The organism is Klebsiella sp. CSG-1 (assembly GCF_056521145.1).
The window spans coordinates 471679-493014 of the sequence record NZ_JBWNLD010000003.1; the positions used below are offsets into that span (position 1 = coordinate 471679).

The window sequence follows — 21336 nt, forward strand, 5'->3', positions numbered from 1 at the left end:
TTCACCGGCCAGCCATCTTAGCGGGTGATCTTGTCATTTCCGCGCTTACCTCTGTCATCTGAAAAGCCGTATCTGACGCTCCTTCGGATAGATTTTCGTACGACAGGCTTATGTTCCCGGTACGGTCCCGTCGCCTGCTGTTCCCTCGTTTTTATGCGCGTCTCTGTTTGTTTATATAACTAACTAGTTGGTTATGTGATTGTTGTCGTATTTACCCAACATATTAATTTATATAATGCTTTGTTGAGAAAGTTGATGCTCAATTTATCTGGTTTAACGTTTTTCAGGCATAAAACACTGAGGTCACACAGATGAGTCAACCCGACAGCCGTAAACTATCCCTCAATACCGCCACGGTGCGGCAGAAATGGAAACTTGATCAGATCATTGAAGGGTGCGCCCGGCATGAGATCCGTGGCATTGCGCCATGGCGCGATCAGGTGCAGGCGCTGGGGCTAAAAGAGTCTGCGCGTCTTATCCGCCATCATGACCTGCTGCTGAGCGGCTATTGCCGCGGCGGGATGTTTCCCGGTAGCACCCCGGAGGAACGCAGGGAAAAAGCGCTGGATAACCGACGGGCGGTGGACGAAGCGCTGGAGCTTGGCGCACCCTGCCTGGTGCTGGTGGTCGGAGGGCTGCCTGCGGGATCGAAAGATTTACTCGCCGCCAGGCAGCAGGTGCGCGATGGCCTGAGCGAGCTGCTGGACTATGCGCGCCCGCTCGGCATGCCGCTGGCGATCGAGCCCCTGCATCCGATGTACGCCGCCGAGCGCGCCTGCGTAAATACTCTGGCCCAGGCCAACGATCTTTGCGACGAATTGGGCGACGAGGGGCTGGGTATCGCCGTGGATCTCTATCACACCTGGTGGGATCCGCAGTTTCAGCAGCAGATTGAACGGGCCGGCGTCGAGCGGCTGTTGGCTTTTCATATTTGCGACTGGTTAGTGCCCACTACGGATATGCTGCTGGATCGCGGCATGATGGGGGACGGAGTTATCGACATCCGTAGCCATCGCCAGGCTATCGAGGCGCTGGGCTACACCGGTCTGCACGAAGTGGAGATCTTCTCCAGTAACAACTGGTGGCAGCGGGATCCGGATGAGGTGCTGGCCATCTGCAAGCAACGCCACCGCGAATTTGGCTAGGGGAGGGGGTTCCCAGAGCGGTTACTCTGGGAAATCAACGCCTCGTCTTATAATACTCAGAGGCCATAAACCGTCAGCAGATTTTTCATTCGCCGGGTAGCCAGCTGCGGATTTTGCAACAGACCGGCCTGGTCCGCCAGGCGGAAAATCTCGGCATAGTGGCTAATCTCGCGTGCCGCCTGCATCCCGCCGGCCATCGAGAAATGGCTCTGGTGGCCGTTGAGCCACGCCAGAAATACAATGCCCGCTTTGTAATACTGCGTCGGCGCTTTAAAGATTTCCCGCGACAGGGCGACAGTGGGGTTCATCAGACGATAGTATTCCCCGCTATTGCCCTGCGCCAGTTCGTTGAGCGCCGCGGCGGCAACCGGGGCGATAGCGTCGAAAATACCTAACAGCGCATGCGAGTAATGGCCATCCTCTCCGGCAATCAGTTCGGGATAGTTGAAATCGTCGCCGGTGTACATTTTCACCTGCGAAGGCAGACGCTTACGGAAGGCGACCTCTTTTTCTTTACTCAGCAGCGAAATCTTAATGCCTTCCACTTTATCGACGTTGTTGGCGATGATCTCAAGCACGGTATCCGCGGCGGCGGCAAAATCCGTCGATCCCCAGTAGCCGGTTAGCGCCGGGTCAAACATCTCTCCCAGCCAGTGGAGAATAATTTTATCCTTGCTCTGTTCCAGTAGACGGTTATAGACGGCAAGATAATCCTGCGGCGTTTTGGCCACTTTGGCTAAGGCCCGGCTGGCCATCAAAATGATTTTGCCGTTATGTTTTTCGACCAGTTCCATCTGCTCTTCATAGGCCGCGATAACCTGTTCCAGCGTGGTGGCGTGGGCCGCCTCCAGCTGATCGGTTCCCACGCCGGCGGCAAGGTCGGCACCGGGTACGGTTTGCGCCTCTTGCAGCGAGCGGATAATCAGCTCTTTGGCGATCTCCCAGCTTACTCCCATCCCGCGCTGCGCGGTGTCCATTGCTTCGGCAATATTAAACCCCAGGCGCCAGAGATGGTGGCGATAGGCCAGCGTCGAATCCCAGTCTATGCGCGGATTGTTCAGCCAGTCCGCCCCCTGATGCTGCGGGTCGATCACCACGTGGGCGGCGGCATAGGCGATACGGTTAAACGCGGGGGTGATAACCGTCGGGCGTTCTTCTGTGGTCACTAGCTGATAATCGGTGATAGTCCCTTGTAGGGTAGGCAGGTGAATGTTAAGCATACTGACTCCTTATTTAAGTATCTGTTTAGTTACTTATAGGTGTACTTTTTGCCCACAGAAAAGTCAAGATACTCACGGCTAAAGTGATAAGCCGGGCAGCCAATGGTGAGCTGACCGCTGCCTGTCATTGCAATATTTGTCGCCCAGTTAACAACAATTATTTAACAGGATTGACAACTATATTCATCCATTGTAGTAACTATCTGGTTATTTAATTAATGTGTTCGTGTGTCGTGGAAAACAGACGGCATGACTAATAGCTGGCAGGAGGATGACCATGTATTTGACTGAAACCCATCAACAGATCCGCGAGATGACCCGTAAGTTTGCCGACGAGGTCATTCGGCCTCAGGCGGAAGAGCTGGACAGAGAAGAGCGTTTTGCCGCGGAGATCTACCAACAAATGGGGGAACTGGGGCTGTTCGGTATCACCGTTCCGGAAGAGTACGGCGGCGTCGGACTGGATGCGGTTGCCTATGCCGTGGTGATGGAAGAACTGTCGCGCGGTTACGCCTCGATTGCCGATCAGTGCGGCCTGGTCGAGTTGCTGGGAACGCTGTTGTCAAAATACGGTGATGATGCGCAACGCGCCCAGTGGCTGCCGGGCCTGCTGAATGCATCGCTGAAAGGGGCCTACTGCATCACCGAAGCCGGGGCCGGTTCCGATGTTTCAGGGATTAAAACCACCGCGACCCGTACTGCGGATGGCTGGGTGCTGAACGGAAGTAAGCTGTGGATCCATAATGCGCCGGTGGCCGATGTGGCCTTTGTGCTGGCGCGCACGGATAAAGATGCCGGTCACCGCGGTATGAGCATCTTTATTGTCGATTGCTCCCGCGACGGTGTCTCCCGTGGCCCGAAAGAGCATAAAATGGGTCAGCGCTCATCACAGGTGGGCGAACTGCATTTCAACCAGGTCAGGCTGCCGGCACAGGCGCTGCTGGGGCCGGAAAACCGCGGCTTCCACATTATGATGAGCGTGCTGAATAAAGGTCGGGTGGGCATCGGCGCGCTGGCGGTCGGCATTGCCCGCGCCGGGCTGGAAGCGGCGATCGCGTATGCGAAACAGCGCGAACAGTTCGGCAAACCGATTGCTGATTTCCAGGGCGTACAGTTTATGCTGGCGGATATCGCCAAAGACACCGAGGCTGCTCGCCTGCTGGTGCATAGCGCGGCCTATAAAATTGACACCGATGCGCCAGATACTTCGATTGCCTGCTCGATGGCGAAATGCTTTGCCGGCGATGTCGCGGTGCAGCACAGCGGCAATGCGGTGCAAATTTTTGGCGGCGGCGGCTATATTCGCGGCGTGGAGGTGGAACGCCTGTACCGCGATGCCAAGATAACTCAAATCTATGAAGGGACTAACCAGATTCAGCGCATGATTATCGGCCGCAATTTACTGGCGTAATCCCTATTGCCCGACAGAACAGGCACCCCAGACGGGGTGCTTTTTTTTTGCCGGTAGCCGGCATATATGGTGGGAAGGGGGCAGAACGCAGGCACAGAAAACCCCGGCGCTGCCGGGGCGGAAAACAGATCACATATTCGGGTAGTTGGGGCCGCAGCCCCCTTCGGGCACCGTCCAGACGATATTCTGCAGAGGATCTTTGATGTCGCAGGTTTTACAGTGCACGCAGTTTTGCGCATTAATCTGTAATTTTGGCTTTCCGGCAAGGGTGATGATTTCATAAACGCCCGCCGGGCAATAACGCTGCGCCGGTTCAGCAAAACGCGGCAGCGTTTCTCGTACCGACAGCTCGGGGTCTTTTAACTTGAGATGGCAGGGCTGATCTTCATCGTGCGCCGTGTTCGCCAGATAGACGGAGGAGGGCTTATCAAAGCTCAGCTGGTTATCCGGTTTGGGATAGTGAATGACGGCGCTTTGTTCCGCTGTCTGCAGCTGTAAGTGATCCGCTTTGCGGTCATGCAGCGTGAACGGTAGCTTGCCTTTAAACCAGTTCTGATCGATATAGTTAAGCGCCCCGCCTGCCAGCGTACCAAAGCGGTGCAGCAGCGGGCCAAAGTTACGTGACTGGCGTAGCTCTTCCCCGAGCCATGATTCATGAAACGCCTGCGCAAAATCCGCAAGGTCCCGTTTGTCATCGGGGGGTTGTCTCAGCGCCCGATAGACCGATTCGGCGGCCAGCATCCCGCTTTTCATCGCCGTGTGGCTGCCCTTAATTTTAGCGAAATTGAGCGTTCCCGCATCGCAGCCAATCAGCAGCCCGCCGGGGAAATGCATTTTGGGCAGCGCGTTGATGCCCCCTTTGGTTATGGCGCGCGCGCCGTAGGAGAGACGTTTTCCGCCGCTTAAGGTTGCACGGAATGCCGGGTGGTGTTTCATGCGCTGAAACTCATCGAACGGGCTTAAATAAGGGTTACGGTAGTTGAGATCGACAATCAACCCGACGACCACCTGGTTATTCCCGGTGTGGTACAGAAAACTCCCCCCCGACGCACCTTCGCTAAGCGGCCAGCCGGAAGCGTGGATGACCTCTCCGGGACGACTTTTTTCCGGCGCGATCTCCCACAGCTCTTTAATACCCAGCGCGTAGTGCTGCGGATCCCGGCCGGCATCAAGTTGATAATTCGCGATCAGCTGTTTGCCCAGATGACCGCGGCAGCCCTCGGCGAACAGCGTATATTTCGCCAGCAGGTTCATACCTGGGGTAAAACCGGGTTTTTCTTCTCCCTGGGCATTGATCCCCATATCGCCGGTGGTGATACCGGCGACGGCGCCAGCATCGTCATACAGGATGCTGGCGGCGGCAAAACCGGGGAAGATATCTACCCCCATTGCTTCTGCCTGGCGGGCCAGCCAGCGGCAAAAATCCCCCAGGCTAATGACGTAATTGCCCGCGTTATGCATTGGGGCAGGGATTAAAGCCGCCGGGATCTTCCACGCTTTTTCGCCATCGCGCAGCAGCAAGAGTTCATCTTGCGTCACGGGGGTGTTCAGCGGTGCGCCGAGCGACTGCCAGTCGGGAAAGAGTTCATTGAGCGCCCGGGGTTCGAACAGGGCTCCGGAAAGAATATGCGCGCCAACTTCAGCCCCTTTTTCAATCACGCAAACGCTCAGCTGACGTTGCTCCTGCTGCGCCATTTGCATCAACCGGCAGGCTGCCGATAGCCCGGCGGGCCCTCCACCGACAATGAGGACGTCAAATTCCATCGTTTCACGTTCCACCATAACCTCCATCTTCAGTTGCCTGCCCCTTGCTCATCACAGTTTCGCCACCAGCTGCGGTACTATCTCAAACAGATCGCCCACCAGGCTGTAGTCGGCGATTTTGAAAATTGGCGCTTCTTCGTCACTGTTGATCGCCACGATGACTTTGGCATTGCTCATCCCGGCCAGGTGCTGAATTGCGCCGGAAATCCCCACCGCGATATACAGATCCGGCGCGACAATTTTACCGGTCTGTCCAACCTGCAGATCGTTGGCGACCATGCCGGCATCGACCGCCGCGCGCGATGCGCCGACGGCGCCGTGCAGTTTGTCGGCAAGCTGTTCGATCAGGGCAAAGTTTTCGCGGCTGCCCAGCGCACGGCCGCCGGAAACCACCACGCGGGCGGTAGCAAGCTGCGGACGATCGGATTGCGCCAGCTCTTCGTGAATAAAGCGGGATAGCGGCTGGCGATCGACGCCGGCTACCGGCTCAATCGGCGCGGCGGATTCGCTTTCTTGCGCTGCCGGGAAGCTGGAGGCGCGCAGGGTCATGACCACCTGCGGGTCGAGACTTTCGACGGTGGCGATTGCGCTGCCCGCATAAATGGGACGTTTGAAGACCCTGGGGCCGACCACCGCAATCACGTCGGAGATTTGCGCGACGTCGGCGAGGGCCGCCACGCGCGGCAGGATGTTTTTCCCGTTTGCGCTGGCGACGGCGAGCAGATGGCTATAATCCCCGCAGAGCGAGAGCATCAGTGCGGCGACGTTTTCGGCCAGCTGATGTTTAAAGGCGCTATCGTCGGCGAGCAGCACTTTCGCCACCCCGGCAATGCGCGCCGCCTGTTCCGCCACCGGGCGGCAGTTTTCGCCCGCCACCAGCAGGGTCACCTCGCCACCCAGCTCCCGGGCGGCGCCGACCGCGTTTCTGGTTACCGCGTTGAGCTGGTTATTGTCATGTTCGACAAGGAGTAAAGTAGCCATATCAAATCACCTTCGCTTCGTTTTTCAGCTTGTTCAACAGTTCATCCACACTCCCGACACGCACGCCGGCTTCGCGCACTGGCGGAGTTTCGACTTTTAACAAGGTCGTGTGCGGGCGTAGCTCAAGACCAAATTCCTCCACCGGCAGGATGCTGAGCGGTTTCTTTTTGGCTTTCATCATGTTGGGCAGGGAGGTATAGCGCGGCTGGTTAAGGCGCAGGTCGGTGGTGACCACCGCCGGCAGCATCAGCGACACGGTCTGCAGGCCGCCGTCAATTTCACGGGTGACCATCGCCTGACCATGCTCAATACGCAGCTCGGCGGCAAACGTTCCCTGCGGATAACCGCACAGCGCGGCTAGCATTTGTCCGGTCTGGTTATTGTCGCCATCGATGGACTGTTTCCCCATCAGGATTAACGACGGCTGCTCCCGTTCGACCACTTTCGCCAGCAGCTTTGCCAGGTTGAGCGGTTCGAGGGACGAAGGGGTCGCGATGAGCAATCCGCGGTCGGCTCCCATCGCCAGCGCGCTGCGCAGCTGCTCCTGGGCCGCTTCTTCACCGATGGTGACCACCACAATCTCGCTGGCGATGCCGAGCTCTTTCAGGCGAATGGCTTCTTCAACCGCAATTTCACAGAACGGGTTGAGCGCCATTTTGGCGTTGGTCAGATCAACCTGGCTGCCATCGTTTCGTACGCGGATCTTAACGTTATGATCGACAACGCGTTTTACGGGGACGAGAACTTTCATCGTTACCTCTCGGGATGTTGACATGTCTTTCTGGCTTTAAGTAAATAACTATTTAGTTATTTATTCAACCGGTTTTTGCCCATGAAAACGAACATGGGCGACAATTTGTGATCAGTGCGACGCGATAATCAGATCGCTGGCTTTCTCGGCGATCATAATGGTGGGGGCATTGGTGTTGGAGCTGACCAGATCGGGCATCACCGACGAGTCCACCACGCGCAGCCCTTCAATACCGCGAACGCGCAATTGGGTATCGACCACCGACATCTCGTCGACGCCCATTTTGCAGGTGCCCACCGGGTGATAGCAGGTGCGCGCAAACTGGCGGATGTAGTTTTCCAGGTCTTTATCGCTTTGCGCCTCCTGTCCCGGCATATGCTCGCGGCGAATATAGGGCGAGAAGGCGCTTTGTTGCATGATATCGCGCATCAGCTTGCAGCCTTCGACACTCATTTTTAGATCGTAAGGATCGCTGAGATAGTTCGGGTCGATAAGCGGAGCCTCGCTGGCGTTTGCCGAGCGTAATGTTACCCGACCGCGGCTGCGCGGACGCAGGAAGTAGCTGTTAATCGTCACGCCGGAGCCGGAAGGCACCGGTTCGATACCGGCTTCCACCCCGGCGCCCGCCAGGAAGTGAATTTGCGTATCGGGATTGACGGACTGTTTATCGGCATACCAGAACGCGCCGCCTTCGACGATGTTTGAACACACTGGCCCTTTGCGGAACAGCAGATACTCCAGCCCGGCCCACAGCATCCAGTGCGTCTTCTTGTACTTGTCATAGCTCAGCGCGTTGCCGAGCTCAAAGATCAGGTCGATACCCAGATGGTCCTGCAGGTTTTCCCCGACGCCCGGGAGATCGGCGACCACCGGAATGCCTTTTTTACTCAGCTCATCGGCGGCGCCAATGCCCGAAAGCTGCAGCAGTTTCGGAGAACCAATGGCTCCGGCGCTGACGATGACTTCACGGCTGGCATGTAGTCGTTGCGGTTTGCCATCCTGATAGATCTCTACGCCGACGGCGCGCTGGTTATCGATAAGCAGCCGGGAAATATGGCAGCCGGTCTTAATCGTGAGATTGCTCCGCTGGCGCGCGTCTTTCAGATAGCCCACCGCCGCAGAACAGCGACGGGCGTTGCGCGTGGTGGTCTGATACAGACCGCAGCCGGCCTGGGTCGCGCCGTTGAAGTCGGGATTATAGGGCAGTCCCGCCTGCTGGCAGGCTTTACTGAAGGTTTTGCTCATCAGATTGGCGCCGATTGGACTGGAGACCCCGAGCGGGCCGCCGACGCCGTGCCAGGCGTCGGAAAAGGTGTCGTTATCTTCGGATTTAATAAAATAGCGCTGAATATCGGCAAATGACCAACCGTCGCAGCCCTTTTCCGCCGCCCAGCGGTCATAGTCCGCCGGCGTGCCGCGGGTGAACACTTCGGCGTTGATCGAACTCCCGCCTCCCAGCACTCGCCCCTGGGCAAACAGCAGCTCACGATTGCCGAGCTGGGGCTGTGGTACCGTTTTATAACCCCAGGTCAGCGGCCCGGCGGTGAGTTTGCTAAAGCCAACCGGTAAATGGATATAGGGGTTACTGTCCTTCGGGCCGGCCTCAACCAGCAGCACTTTGCAGTCGGCGTTTTCGCTTAAGCGCGACGCAAGGACGCTGCCCGCCGAACCGCCGCCAATAATAATGTAGTCGTACATGTCTGATCCTCGCCCCAACATCACTCAGCGAGCCATTTAGCGCGCTTGCCCAACTGGATATGTACGGATTTAATCTCGGTATATTCATCCAGACCATAGCTGCCGCTTTCGCGCCCGATACCGGACTGTTTAAAGCCGCCGGAAGGGAGCTCAGGGCCGCCGGCGATAGTGGTATTCACCCACAGTCTGCCCGCTTTCAGATCGCGGAAGCCCTGGACCGCTTTATCCAGATTCGACGTCCAGATGCTGGCCGCCAGCCCGTAGCAGGTGTCATTGGCAATGCCGATCGCCTCTTCATAGCTGTCGAACGGGGTGACGCAGAGCACCGGGCCGAAGATCTCTTCGCGGAAAATGGTCATTTCCGGGGTCACATCATCGAAAATGGTGGGTTCGATAAACAGCCCATTCCCGGCGGCAACCGCGTTGCCGCCGGTGAGCAGGGTGGCACCCTCATTTTTTCCCTGTTCGATATAGCCGAGCACGGTCTGGTAGTGCTTCTCAGTAATAATCGCGCCAATCTGGGTGTTTTCATTCAGCGGATCGCCGCTGCGTACTTTCTGCGCGCGTTCAACCAGCTTCTGGCAGAAATCCTTATGGATAGAACGTTCAACCAGTAAACGACTGCCGCTGACGCAGCACTGCCCGGTATTGAACAGGAAGCCAAACAGCGTACCGTCCAACGCGGCGTCAATATCGGCATCGGCAAAAACCACCTGCGGATTCTTACCTCCCAGCTCCAGACCAAGGCGTTTGATATTTTTTGCCGACGCGTGCAGCGCCATCTGGCCGACGGCGGTGGATCCGGTGAAAGAGACCATATCGATATCAGCATGTTCGGTGATCCGTTGGCCGACGACCGAACCGCTGCCGGTGACCACGTTAAATACGCCGTCGGGCAGCCCGGCCTCTTTAAGAATGCCGGCCAGCAGCAGAGTCGTACCGGATGTGATCTCGGCGGCTTTCGCCACCAGCGTACAGCCGGCGGCCAGAATATAGGGGTAGCGTTCTGCGCCAATAAAGAAAGGGAAGTTCCACGGCGTGATGACGCCGACGACGCCGATGGGTTCGCGCGTCACCAGGCCCAGCATGTTGTCGCCGAGATTATTAAAGCTGTCGCCATTGACGCTGCGCGCCAGGCCGGCGGCATATTCCCAGATATCGGCCGCGCCCTGGATCTCGCCGCGCGACTGGGCGACAGGCTTACCGGTTTCCAGCGTTTCCAGCAGCGCCAGTTCCGCCAGGTTCTCGCGAATGAGCTGGGCGGTTTTCAGCAATACCGCCGCACGCGCCGCGCCGCTAATGCGCGACCATTTTCCGCAATCAAAGGCGTCTCTGGCTGCCTTTACCGCCTCATCAACGTCTTCAACGGTCCCCGCCGGATAGGTGCTAACGACAATATCGTGGGCCGGGCTTTTACGGACAAAACTTTCGCTGCTGTGGCCCGTGGTCCATTTGCCATTGATGAACATCTGAAATTCACGCGCTTTTTCAGGCAGCAAAGGGTGGTTAACGTCTACAGGGTGAAATGTATTACTCATCGTCCTCTTCCCATCGTTCATAGCCTTCCTTACCGGTCGGTAAGAGCCAGCGAGTGATCGTTGTCATCCTGTCCGATGCATTTTTAGATGCCGACAAGATGGGTTGGTTGTGTTTGATTTTAACTTTATGTTTTATAAGTATAATGTTGTTTATATATAACTATATGGTTACATATATTAGCATGCTGTTTTTGGATTGAATAAGGAAACGCCAGCCCTTGTAATGAAATTGTTAAGCGGCTAGCAGAAAGGAGATTAGCGAAAAATTTTTCTTGATTTCCGCCAATGAGTAAGGGTTAATCATCAGCCAGATCCGCAACCAAAACGATGTAATGACTAAATCAGCTACGGAAAAAACAGTACAGGTCCGTGACCCTGTTGCGACACAAAATCGGATCCTGAAAGCCGCGAAACGCGAGTTCGCGCAAAAGGGACTCGGCGGCGCACGCATTGACGTTGTCGCTGAAAAGGCAAAATCAAATAAGCGTATGATTTATCACTATTTTGGTAGCAAAGAGCAGCTTTTCCAGAAAGTTGTCGAAGATTCCTACCTTGATATTCGTGCCGCGGAAAAAAAATTAAATCTCGAAAGTCTGGAACCGAAAGAAGCGGTTGAAGCGCTGGTCAGGTTTACCTGGAACTACTACCTGAAAAACCCGGAGTTTCTGACGCTGGTGAACAGCGAAAACCTGCATCGCGCCGTACACCTGAAAAAATCGGTGGCGATCAAGTCGGCGCAGAAATCGATGGTCACCCTGATGGAAGGCATTCTGCAGCGCGGTGTGGAGCAGGGCGTTTTCCGGGCGGGCGTGGATGCGGAACAGCTAGTGATCACCATTGCGGCGGTCAACTATTATTACTTCAATAATAAATATACCGGCGCCATTCTGTTCGATCGCAATTTCATGGATGCTGATTCCCTTCAGCAGCGCCTTGATTTTAACGTCGAAACGATAATGCGGATACTGCAGCCCTGATATCCGCATTGCGTGATGTATTCAGAGAGAAACCAGCGCGGGGCGATCGACTTTCGGGCAGAATTGCATACGCTGCAAAATATCCTGCTCGAGGTTAACCCCGCTGACAATCGCCGCCAGTTCCACCCCTTCTTCCGTTAGCCTGAAAATGGCGCGCTCCGTGACGTACAGCACTTCCTGCCCGCGTTTTATGGCTTCCGGCCCGCTGAAAGTGATATGGCGAACCTTTTGCACCAGCTTGGGAATTTGCCCATGAGACTCAATCTGTAAACGCTCGCCCTGCTGGCACACCTGTAGGCCTTTTGCTTCGAAGGTGCCGCAGAAAACGACCTTTTTGGCGCCGCAGGTAATATCAATAAAGCCGCCCGGTCCAACGATAGTGTCGCCGAGTTGCGAAACGTTGACGTTACCTTCAGCATCCATCTCGCCCATGCCGAGGAAGGTGATATCCAGTCCGCCGCCGCTAAACAGATCGAACTGATCGAGCGAGCTGACAATGGCCTGCGGATATTTAGCCGCGCCGAACAGCGCGCCGTCGAGAAGCTGGCCGTTGTGAATGCCTTGTTCCACCATTTGCCAGCAGGAGTCGACCAGCGATTTGTCGGCCATGGCGGAGATCCCACCGGGGATGCCGAATCCATAATTGACCCGCATATTCGGTTTCAGCTCCCGTACCGCCAGGCCCGAGATCAGGCGGCGAATGCCCTCTGCTGGCGCGTCGAGCGGGTGTTCATCCGGCGGGGCGACCTGTCCGGAGATGGCCGGATCGTATTCGGCAAGATAGCTCTGCCACTGCGTCGGGCACTTAACGATATGGTCGATCATCACACCGGGAACGGTGACCTTACGGGCCGGGACAAAGTGTTCATCCGCGGTGGATTTCACCTGGGCGATAACCATCCCGCCGTTGTTGTGTGCCGCTAAGGCGACGGCATAAGTATCCAGGTCCGCGGGCTCTTCGCTGGTGGAGATATTCGCCACGACGTCCGCCTGCGATCCGTGAATCACCGCAACATCGACTTTAAACGGTTTGTAATGCAGCCAGGTTTTACCGTCGAGTTCAATACGCGAAACGATATCCTCGCAGGTGATGTCATTGCATTTGCCACCGCTTATCAACGGGTCGACAAAAGTGCCTAGCCCGACGCTGGAAATGACCCCCGGGCGCCCGGCGCCGCTTTCGCGATACAGCGTCATGATGATGCCGGTGGGTAAACAGTAGGCCTCTATCTGATTGTCGCGGGCCATTTTTTGTAGCTCGGAAGACCATGACCAGTGGCCGCCGATGATCCGTTTCACCAGCCCCGGTATAGCGAGGCGGCCAAGTCCGGATCCTTTGCCGTTTCCGATCCCTAAAGCATGAATCAGGGTGAGATTGCGCGGGTGTCCGGTTTCGCGGTAGCGCATCGCGATGGCCGCCATGACGTAGTCAGACTCCAGCAGGCCGCCGCCGGAGCCGGTGAAGGCAACGGTGGAGTTGTCTTTGATCAAAGCAACAGCTTCTTCGACGCTTTTTAGTTTGCCATGCATGCTCGTTATCCTCGTTGAACTCAGTACAAAATAAACTAACTAGTTAGTTACAATTGCAGAAAGTAAAAGCCGGATCAACGTCATTAATGCCGCTTTGTTATCCAGGTAACATTTTCACAACATTCGTTTTGATATAACTATCTTGTTAGTTAATTAAACCATCAGCCTGCAGGAGTACAGACATGGATCCATCACAGAAAAATGCGTTTGGCCGTACCGCTATTCAGGTCACGGCAATGGGTTACGGCGCCGCGCCAATTGGCAATATTTTCCGCCCCATCAGTGAACAAGAATCGGAGAACATGATTCGCCAGGCGTGGGACAACGGTCTGCGCTATTTTGATACCGCGCCGCTGTATGGCCATGGCCTGAGCGAAGCGAGGGTTGGCCACGGTTTGCGCTGGTATCCCCGCGATGAGTATGTGTTGTCCACTAAGGTCGGTCGTCTGCTGAAGCCGAAAAAACGCAGTGAAATTGATTCCGGGGTGTGGGTCAATCCGCTGCCGTTTGAGGCGGTCTTTGATTACTCCTATTCGGCAACTATGCGATCCATCGAGGACAGTCTGCAGCGCATGGCGCTGGAGCATATCGATATCGCGTTTATTCACGACTGCGATTTTTATACCCACGGGGATCAGCAGCCGCACTACTTTCGCCAGGCGATGGACGGCGCATGGCGCGCGCTGGCGCAGCTGCGCGATGAAGGCGTGATTAAAGCGGTAGGGATGGGCGTCAATGAATGGCAGGTGTGCCATGCGGCGCTGCAGGAAGCCGACTTTGACTGTTTCCTGCTGGCCGGGCGCTATACGTTGCTGGAACAGGAGGCATTAAAAGCGTTTCTGCCGCTGTGCGAAGAGCGCAATGCGGCGGTGGTGATCGGCGGGGGATTCAACAGCGGGATACTGGCGACCGGGGCGGTTGAGAACGCGAAATATAACTATGGCCCGGCCAGCCAGGCGATTTTGCAAAAGGTCAGCAAAATTGAAAACGTCTGCCGCGATTATCACGTCAGTCTGCCAGCGGCCGCGCTACAGTTTGTTCTGGCTCACCCGGCGGTGCCGACGATTATTCCTGGCACCCGCACGGTAGCGCAGCTGGAAAACTGCCTGGAGTGGATTGCCGCGCCGATCCCGGATGATTTCTGGCGTACGCTGCAACAACAGGGGCTGCTGGATGAAGCGGCGCCAACGCCGGCCGATCGCCTCATCTGAGCGATGCGGGAAGGTAAAAAGGTGCTCATCAGGAGCACCTTTTTTTATTCTGCCGTCTTATCCGCGTGGCGAAAATCTTACTCGTGGGCAATATGCAGCTGGATTTTCAGGTGCTGCGGATGAGCGAGCAGGGTGGAGAAAACCTGCTGAATATCCTCCAGCGGGTGGACGGATTCGCGGAAAGGGGCGGTAATAAAACGTTGATGGCTCAGCAGATGCAGCGCCTGGTGCATATCTTCTCCCATTCCGGCCACGCTGCCCTGAATTCTCTGTTCTTTTAAAATGATCTCCAGCGGTTTAATGGCTATCTCGGTTTGCGCATCGGTTAAACCGAAGGCCAGCAGCCGTCCACCGGGGCGCATAAACGTCAGGGCCTGTTTATACAATTCCGGATGACCGACGCTTTCGATCACCACGTCGGCGCCACGTCCCTCCGTGAGCGCCTTGATCTGCTCCAGCGCGACTTCGGGGTCGGTGATGACGCTGTCCGCTCCGCACTGTCTGGCGAGTTCGGCCCGCTGCGGATTCAGCTCTACGGCAATAATCGGCGCGGCGCCCAGCAAACGCGCCATCTGAATATGCATGTTACCCACCGGGCCCGCGCCAATCACCACCACCGACTCTGCCACGCTGAGGCCTATTTTTTTACTGGCGCGCACCACGCAGGAGAACGGTTCGGTCAGACAGGCAACGCTATCCGCAATCTCATCGCCGAGCGGAATCACCAGGCGGGCCGGAATCGCCACGTACTGCGCAAACGCGCCGTGGGTGTGAATGCCGAGCTGGCGGATCTCCGGGCAGTTCAGCAGTTCGTTCCGCCGACAATAATAGCAGTGGCCGCAGCCGATATTGATGTCGGCGACTACCCGCTGGCCTGGCGTCAGCGTCGAGACCTGGCGACCAACGGCAACAATTTCTCCGCTGAACTCGTGGCCGGGAATTAACGGCAGCTTATCCTGGGAGTAATGGCCATTATAGATATGGATATCGGTTCCGCAGATTGAACAGCGGGTGACGCGAATCAGTACCTCGTCGTCGCCGTAGGCGGGGACCGGAACCTGGCGAATTTCGAACGTTTTGGGCGCCGTCAGCACCGCGGCCTTCATTAATTTGGGGATCATAGCCCGCTCCGGTTATTTAACGGTGGAAATTTTGGCGCGATCGATGGTCATCGCGATCGCCACAATCATCAGCACGCCGAAGAAGATCTGCTGCGCCTGCGCTTCGACGTTCAGGTAAGTCATACTGGTACGAATAACGGCCACGATGAGGGTGCCGATAAGCGTGCTCAATACGCCGCCCACGCCCCCGGTCAGCGGGGTGCCGCCCAGCAGCACCGCAACGATGGCCGGTAGCAGGAACTGGTCGGCCATGGTCGGCGATGCGCCGGAAAGACGGGTTGCCAGCAGCACCCCGGCGGCGGCGGAGAACGCCCCGGCAATGGCGAAGGTGATAATCTTCACCTTGATGACCTTCACGCCGCTGGCGAGCGCTGCGGATTCACCGGCACCAATCGCCTTCATGTGGCGTCCCAGCGCGGTGCGTCTTTCCATCAGCAGGGCCAGCAGCAGCAGTACCGCCGCGATAATGATTTCCATCGGCAGCGTAAAGACGGTGCTGGTCATCCAGCCAACCGTCTGGCTGCGAATATCGCCCGGGATATAAAACGCGCGTTGTCCGGATATCACCTGCCCGGTGGCATAGGCAATGCCCCCGACGGCGAGCGTGGTAATGAATGACGATATTTTGAAGCGGGTATGCACCCAGCCGGAGATCGCGCCGAACAGCGCGCCGACGAGCAGGGTGAGCGGAATCGCCAGCGCGCCAATTTGCGACAACAGAATGACCAGCACCACCGTCGACATACTGGCAATCGACTGGGCGGATAAATCTATGCCGCCGATATAAATCACAAAGGTCATGCCAATCGCCATAATAAACAGCGTCGACGCATCCTGCAGCAGCTGGAATATATTGTCGGGTTTAAGAAAATCCGGGTTATAGAGGCTGACCAGGGCGACTAATACCACCAGAGTCAGAATGGGTAAATAACGCGTAATTTTTTCACGCCCGGTTAATGGCGGCCGGGTCGGGCTGCCGGTGTTATTTTTTGTCGGCACTGCTAATAAATCAGAACGGGTGATTTTCATGGAGATTTGCCTTAATAACCTAGACGAAGTGCTGCAATAATTCATATTGCTCCGGACGCTTCTCTTCACAGCCGGTAAACTGATATCTCAGCTGGCCGTCCTTAAAAATAGCGATGGTATGGGCGAGACCGATGGCCTCCTCCAGAGAATCGGCGATCAAAATCACGCCGCATTGTTCATCGGTGAAGTCGCGCACGAGGTCGTAGACATCCTCTTTGGCGCCGATATCGAGGCCGCGGGTAGGGTGGTCGAGGAGGATGATTTTCGCCTCGGCGGTTCGCCATTTAGACAGCACCACCTTTTGCTGATTGCCGCCGGAGAGTTTGCCGCACTGTGTATCAATGCTGGCGGTTTTTATCGACAGCTTTTTAACCCACTCATTGGCCAGCTGGCGCTCGTGATGCACCTGCAGCAGTCCGGCGCGGGAATAGTCCTGCAGGTTAGCGAGAGTGATGTTTTCCACCACCGACATCCCTTCGACGATGCCCTCGATTTTGCGCTCGCGCGGGATATATCCTACCCCTTCAGCGATGCTGTGCGTGGGGCTGAATTTGCGGACCGGTCTACCGTTGAGAATCACTTCTCCCTGCTCGGGCTGCAGCAAACCGAAGATGGTCCGGATGATCTCTTCGGTCCCCGCCCCTTCGGTGCCAACCAGCGCCAGCACTTCGCCAGCGTGCAGCGACAGCGAGACATTCTGATAATGGCCCGGCAATGAGATATTTTTTAACTCGACCAGGGTGGTCGCTTTATGGATGCCGTGTTTGCGATGCTCGCGGTAATAGCGTTCATCGATATCCCGACCGACCATCTGACGCTGAATATTCACCACATCAAACCGGTCGCGGGTGAGCATATCCATGACCTGCCCGTCCTTCATCACGTAGATGCGGTCGGAAAGGGTCATCACCTCATCAAGACGATGCGAAACAAAAATGAAAGAGGCCCGGCTTTTCAGCTCTCTGACCAGCGCAAACAGCAGCTCGATCTCCTGGGCAGGTAACACCGAGGTCGGCTCATCGAGCAGGATAATTAAATGGCCGCTGCTTCTCTCCTCGAGAGTTAAAACCTTCGCCAGCTCCACCAGCTGACGTTGGGTAAACGACAGCTCGGAGGTGATTGTTTTCGGGTCGATATCCAGTTTGACTTTCGCCAGCTGTTTTCTGGCTGCCGCCGCCATCTTTTTCCAGTTAATCACTCCAAGTTTTTTAAACGGCTGTTCAAAGCCGAGGAAAATATTCTCCATTACGCTCAGATTGGAAATTAATGACTGCTCCTGAAACACCATCCCGATGCCTTGCATCATGGCATCGCGCGGTGAGCGAAATACCACCGGCTGACCATTAATCAGTACTTCGCCTTTATCGTGCTGATAGGCGCCGTATATAATTTTCATCAGCGTTGATTTTCCGGCACCGTTTTCACCGACTAAGCCAACAATTTCTCCGGGATTAATTTGCAGATTGATATTTTGCAAAGCCAGAACGCCCGGAAACGATTTACCAACATTTTTAAATTCAAGCATAATCGTCACTTCACTATTTGCAGACGTTTACGATTAGTGACTAAGGCCACCGAGATAATAACTAACGCACCTAAAACGCCCTGTTGGATATAGGTCGGGAAACCGACCAGCACCATGCCATTGTTAATCACGTTGATAATCAGCACGCCGATCAGGCTTTGCCATACGCCGCCGTTGCCGCCCATTAAGGAGGTGCCGCCGACGACCACGGAGGTGATGGCGATAAAGGTATAACCGTCCCCCAGGTTGCTGGCGACCGACCCCAGGCGGGCTACCGCAAAGACGGCGCCCAGTCCGTAAAAGACCCCGGCCAGCGCAAAACCGAGCACGCGAATACGCTTTACCGACAGACCGGAAGCGTAGGCCAGATGCTCGCCGCCGCCGACCGCATAAAAATTACGTCCCAGCGCGGTATAGCGTTGAATAAACCAGGCAAACAGCAGGGCCGCCCCGGCGAGATAGACCATCAGCGGGAAATCAAAAATGCGCTCGGTCAGCAGGAGCCGGAATGTCCGGTCGGGCAGGGGGATACGTTCGCCGCCGGTAATCACCATGGTGACGCCAATTAAGCTGAAACCAATCCCCAGACTGACCAGAAATGAGGGGATTTTAAGCTTGACGTGAATCAGACCATTAATGAGCCCGCAGGCGGCCGAAATAAGAATCGCTGCGGGGATGGCTAAATAACCGAGTTCGCTAAAGCCGCCCAGTTTCACCATAATAATGGCCAGCATCGAGCCGCAGAAAGCCATAATGCCTTCAATTGACAGGTCGATCGAACCCATAATGATGATAAACGTCACGCCAATGGCGATCATTAACGGCGCGGCGCTGGCGGTCAGTAAACGCGAGAAATTACGCACCGATAAAAAGCCGGGATAAATCACGCTGATGATGGTGCACAGGAGCAGTAGCACCATCAGCGGCGCCCATTTGCGCAAAAACTCTTTATAGCTGGAATGTGATGACATGTTCGACCTTCACTCATTGAATGTATAACGTCTTCATTGAGAATAAATATCCGCTGAAGGGGGGATACTATAATTTGCGATACTGAATGGGGCCTTTCGACGCCTGCCAGAAATTATTCCAGTCGACTACCGGCGTATTGACGATATTTTCCTGATACCACTTCTGCGCATCGTCTTTGGTTATCATGATCGTCGGGCCATAAAATTCGCGATGCTCATGCGGTTCGGCGGAAGGTTTGAAGCTGCCGATAGCCGCATGGTGCGCCAGGGATAGCGCGATGCCGCCAGCCCAGTAGGGATCAGTGCTGACGGTGCAGAGTATTTCACCGCTGATGCACAGCTTAACGGCATCCGGGGTACCGTCGTAGGAGACGATCGGAATCTGCCCTGCGAGGCCTTCAGCGCGCAGCGCCTCAATAATGCCGAGAGTCATGCTGTCGTTGGAGGAGAAAATGCCTTTGATATCATCCCCGAAGCGGGTGAGCATCGTCGACATCATGTCGTTGGCTTTTGAAGTACTCCAGTCCGCATCCTGCCAGTCCAGCAGTTTGATATCCGGATTCTCCTTCAGCTTGTGCATCAACCCCGCTTTGCGTTCAATCGCCGGGACGTTAGAGGCGATGCCGCCCAGCCCGACAATCCCGCCTTTTTTGCCCATCGCGTCAAACAGCAGCTGCGCGCACTGTTGCGCCGGTTCGAAATCAGACCAGCTGATATGGGCGACGTAGTTGTCGCCAAAATCCCACGGATGCAGATCCTCGGTTTTGTTCCAGATGGTGGTAATAAACGCCCCGCGTTGCTGACAGGCGGTCACCACCGCCCGGGCGTTAGGGGCATCGTTCGGATCGCAGCCGATCGCCAGTTTCCCTTCGGTTTTCGAGAGCAGGGCTTTGATATCAGAGAGCACCTTCTCGTTATTACCGCCGTTAATCAGACTCACCATCGGCGAGTTTTGACTCTTCGCATAAGATTGCCCGCCGGCGGCAATCGCGTTCCAATAGGAGTTATCAGGATCGCGGTAGCCCCAGGCCAGAGTGAAATTCCCCCCTTCGGCAGCCATGGCTTTCGAGAGTGGGCTGATAAGCGGGAGCGCAGCCATGCCGCCGATGCCAAGGGCGCTTTTCAGCAGGAATTCACGTCGGCTAATCACGCTTTTTTCAACGAATTTTTTAATAAATGACATAGCGATATTTCCTGTCTTTTCGGTTCACATGGAGAATCGTTTCTGGTGATAAAACACGTAACATGTAAATAACTAATTACTTACAAGTTGAGGATATATCATCCACGAAAGTAATTGGCAATGAAGGGGAAGGTAGGCCGTTTGCCTGGCGTTTTTATCTGGCAGGAAATTATCTAATTATTTGTTTTTAATGATTATTTATGAATGCGTTATTGGCAAATGCGTCAGTGCCCGTGAGCCGGTCTTTTGCCAGAGAATGAATATTATCTATATGATTTATATTGATTTTGTTGCTCTGTCTCTGCGGGCGGTGTTTTGCTTGCGTTTGGGAGATCAGTCACAAAGATTTTGTTGGCGATCAGCCCCTCAACTCCGGTGTCTACCTGGATCGCATATTTGATATTTGTAAGTAACTATTTATTTACAAGTGGCGAGGGGCGTCGCTATGATTTCGGCGTATGCTCAACCAACAATGGGACGAAAAAATGACGGTTAAAACACGACAGGTTGCGTTTATCACCGGCGGGGCTCGCGGCATTGGTTTTGAGATTGCTGCGAAGCTGGCGCAGGCCGGTTTTGATATTGCGCTGAATGATTATCAGGATTCCGCCACGCTACAGGCATCGGTCGCGCGACTAGAAGGGTGGGGGGTGAAAGCGGTCGCGATCCCCGGGGATGTGGCGGATATCAGCCTGCACGACAGGATGCTGGCGCGGGCGGAAAATGCGCTCGGGCCGTTGACGACGTTCGTGAATAACGCCGGTGTCTCGGTGACCAGCCGCGGCGATCTCCTCGACGTGACGCCGGAAAGCTACGATCGTTGCCAGGCAATTAACGCCCGCGCTACGTTCTTCCTCTGTCAGGCATTTGCCAGACGCCTGCTCGCCCGCACCTGCTTGCCAGAACTGCACTACAGCCTGATCGTGGTCTCTTCTTCGAACGCCTCCGCGGCCTCTATCAATCGTGGAGAGTATTGCGTGTCGAAAGCCGGGGCTGCGATGGTGGCGAAATTGTTTGCCGCGCGTCTCGCGCAGGCCGGAGTACAGGTTTTTGATATCCAGCCGGGGCTGATTGTCACCGAAATGACCCAGCCTTCGCTGGCCATGTATCAACAGCGCGTCGATGAAGGCTTAACCCTGTTGCCGGAGCTGGGGACTCCCGCGCAGATAGGCACCATCGTGACCACCCTCGCCAGCGGGGGAATGCCCTATTTAACCGGTCAGGTGATTAGCGCCGATGGCGGCATGCTGGTTCCCCGTTTCTGATTTAAGCAGGTAAATG

General features: G+C 55.7%; 17 protein-coding genes. 5 read left to right on the plus strand and 12 right to left on the minus strand.

What is annotated here, in order from left to right; genetic code table 11:
* The first annotated feature begins 311 nt into the window (after nt 1–311).
* Nucleotides 312–1145, plus strand: a complete 834-nt coding sequence (locus AC007G_RS10205) for a sugar phosphate isomerase/epimerase family protein (protein WP_032695361.1) — start codon at nt 312–314, stop codon at nt 1143–1145.
* 56 nt (nt 1146–1201) lie between these two features.
* Here the strand turns inward: AC007G_RS10205 and AC007G_RS10210 are convergent, their stop codons facing one another.
* Entirely contained in the window at nt 1202–2365 is a 1164-nt protein-coding gene (locus AC007G_RS10210; protein WP_073554431.1) for a dihydrodipicolinate synthase family protein, read from the minus strand.
* Between the two features lie 277 nt (nt 2366–2642).
* Between AC007G_RS10210 and AC007G_RS10215 the strand changes: the two genes are divergently transcribed.
* Nucleotides 2643–3776 (plus strand): acyl-CoA dehydrogenase family protein, encoded by a 1134-nt coding sequence (locus AC007G_RS10215; protein WP_032686821.1) that lies wholly within the window; start codon nt 2643–2645, stop codon nt 3774–3776.
* A 129-nt stretch (nt 3777–3905) separates the two neighbouring features.
* On the opposite strand, the gene AC007G_RS10220 is transcribed toward AC007G_RS10215, so the two are convergent.
* The 5 genes from AC007G_RS10220 to AC007G_RS10240 form a co-directional block, all read right to left on the minus strand.
* On the minus strand, nt 3906–5567 hold the full coding sequence (locus AC007G_RS10220; protein ID WP_172958350.1) for an electron transfer flavoprotein-ubiquinone oxidoreductase: 1662 nt from the start codon (nt 5565–5567) through the stop codon (nt 3906–3908).
* Between the two features lie 24 nt (nt 5568–5591).
* Nucleotides 5592–6521: an electron transfer flavoprotein subunit alpha/FixB family protein gene (locus tag AC007G_RS10225; RefSeq protein WP_049268084.1), complete on the minus strand. Its 930-nt coding sequence runs from the start codon at nt 6519–6521 to the stop codon at nt 5592–5594.
* A gap of 1 nt (nt 6522) precedes the next feature.
* A complete protein-coding gene (locus AC007G_RS10230; protein ID WP_142630822.1) occupies nt 6523–7272 on the minus strand; it encodes an electron transfer flavoprotein subunit beta/FixA family protein in 750 nt (249 codons plus the stop codon).
* A gap of 111 nt (nt 7273–7383) precedes the next feature.
* A complete protein-coding gene (locus AC007G_RS10235) occupies nt 7384–8970 on the minus strand; it encodes a GMC family oxidoreductase (RefSeq protein WP_046852102.1) in 1587 nt (528 codons plus the stop codon).
* Between the two features lie 20 nt (nt 8971–8990).
* A complete protein-coding gene (locus AC007G_RS10240) occupies nt 8991–10508 on the minus strand; it encodes an aldehyde dehydrogenase family protein (protein WP_032699209.1) in 1518 nt (505 codons plus the stop codon).
* A gap of 332 nt (nt 10509–10840) precedes the next feature.
* On the opposite strand from AC007G_RS10240, the gene AC007G_RS10245 reads away from it, so the two are divergent.
* Entirely contained in the window at nt 10841–11485 is a 645-nt protein-coding gene (locus AC007G_RS10245) for a TetR/AcrR family transcriptional regulator (protein WP_032686825.1), read from the plus strand.
* Between the two features lie 21 nt (nt 11486–11506).
* Here the strand turns inward: AC007G_RS10245 and AC007G_RS10250 are convergent, their stop codons facing one another.
* Nucleotides 11507–13015: an acyl CoA:acetate/3-ketoacid CoA transferase gene (locus AC007G_RS10250; protein WP_142630821.1), complete on the minus strand. Its 1509-nt coding sequence runs from the start codon at nt 13013–13015 to the stop codon at nt 11507–11509.
* A 182-nt stretch (nt 13016–13197) separates the two neighbouring features.
* On the opposite strand from AC007G_RS10250, the gene AC007G_RS10255 reads away from it, so the two are divergent.
* On the plus strand, nt 13198–14226 hold the full coding sequence (locus AC007G_RS10255) for an aldo/keto reductase (RefSeq protein ID WP_032699210.1): 1029 nt from the start codon (nt 13198–13200) through the stop codon (nt 14224–14226).
* A 77-nt stretch (nt 14227–14303) separates the two neighbouring features.
* Here AC007G_RS10255 and AC007G_RS10260 read toward each other — a convergent pair whose 3' ends face one another.
* From AC007G_RS10260 to AC007G_RS10280, 5 genes are all read right to left on the minus strand, one after another.
* Nucleotides 14304–15347, minus strand: coding sequence for a zinc-dependent alcohol dehydrogenase (locus tag AC007G_RS10260; RefSeq protein ID WP_032686827.1), 1044 nt, complete (start codon nt 15345–15347; stop codon nt 14304–14306).
* 12 nt (nt 15348–15359) lie between these two features.
* Nucleotides 15360–16376 carry an ABC transporter permease gene (locus AC007G_RS10265; protein ID WP_032686828.1) on the minus strand — a complete coding sequence of 339 codons (1017 nt, stop codon included), beginning with the start codon at nt 16374–16376 and terminating at the stop codon, nt 15360–15362.
* Nucleotides 16377–16395: 19 nt separating this feature from the next.
* Nucleotides 16396–17901 (minus strand): sugar ABC transporter ATP-binding protein, encoded by a 1506-nt coding sequence (locus tag AC007G_RS10270; RefSeq protein ID WP_046852104.1) that lies wholly within the window; start codon nt 17899–17901, stop codon nt 16396–16398.
* A 5-nt stretch (nt 17902–17906) separates the two neighbouring features.
* A complete protein-coding gene (locus AC007G_RS10275) occupies nt 17907–18872 on the minus strand; it encodes an ABC transporter permease (RefSeq protein ID WP_049268092.1) in 966 nt (321 codons plus the stop codon).
* A gap of 67 nt (nt 18873–18939) precedes the next feature.
* Nucleotides 18940–20055, minus strand: a complete 1116-nt coding sequence (locus AC007G_RS10280; protein WP_032686830.1) for a sugar ABC transporter substrate-binding protein — start codon at nt 20053–20055, stop codon at nt 18940–18942.
* A 485-nt stretch (nt 20056–20540) separates the two neighbouring features.
* Here AC007G_RS10280 and AC007G_RS10285 point away from each other — a divergent pair, with 485 nt between their 5' ends.
* Entirely contained in the window at nt 20541–21320 is a 780-nt protein-coding gene (locus tag AC007G_RS10285) for a 3-ketoacyl-ACP reductase (protein ID WP_032687312.1), read from the plus strand.
* The last annotated feature ends 16 nt before the right edge of the window (nt 21321–21336 follow it).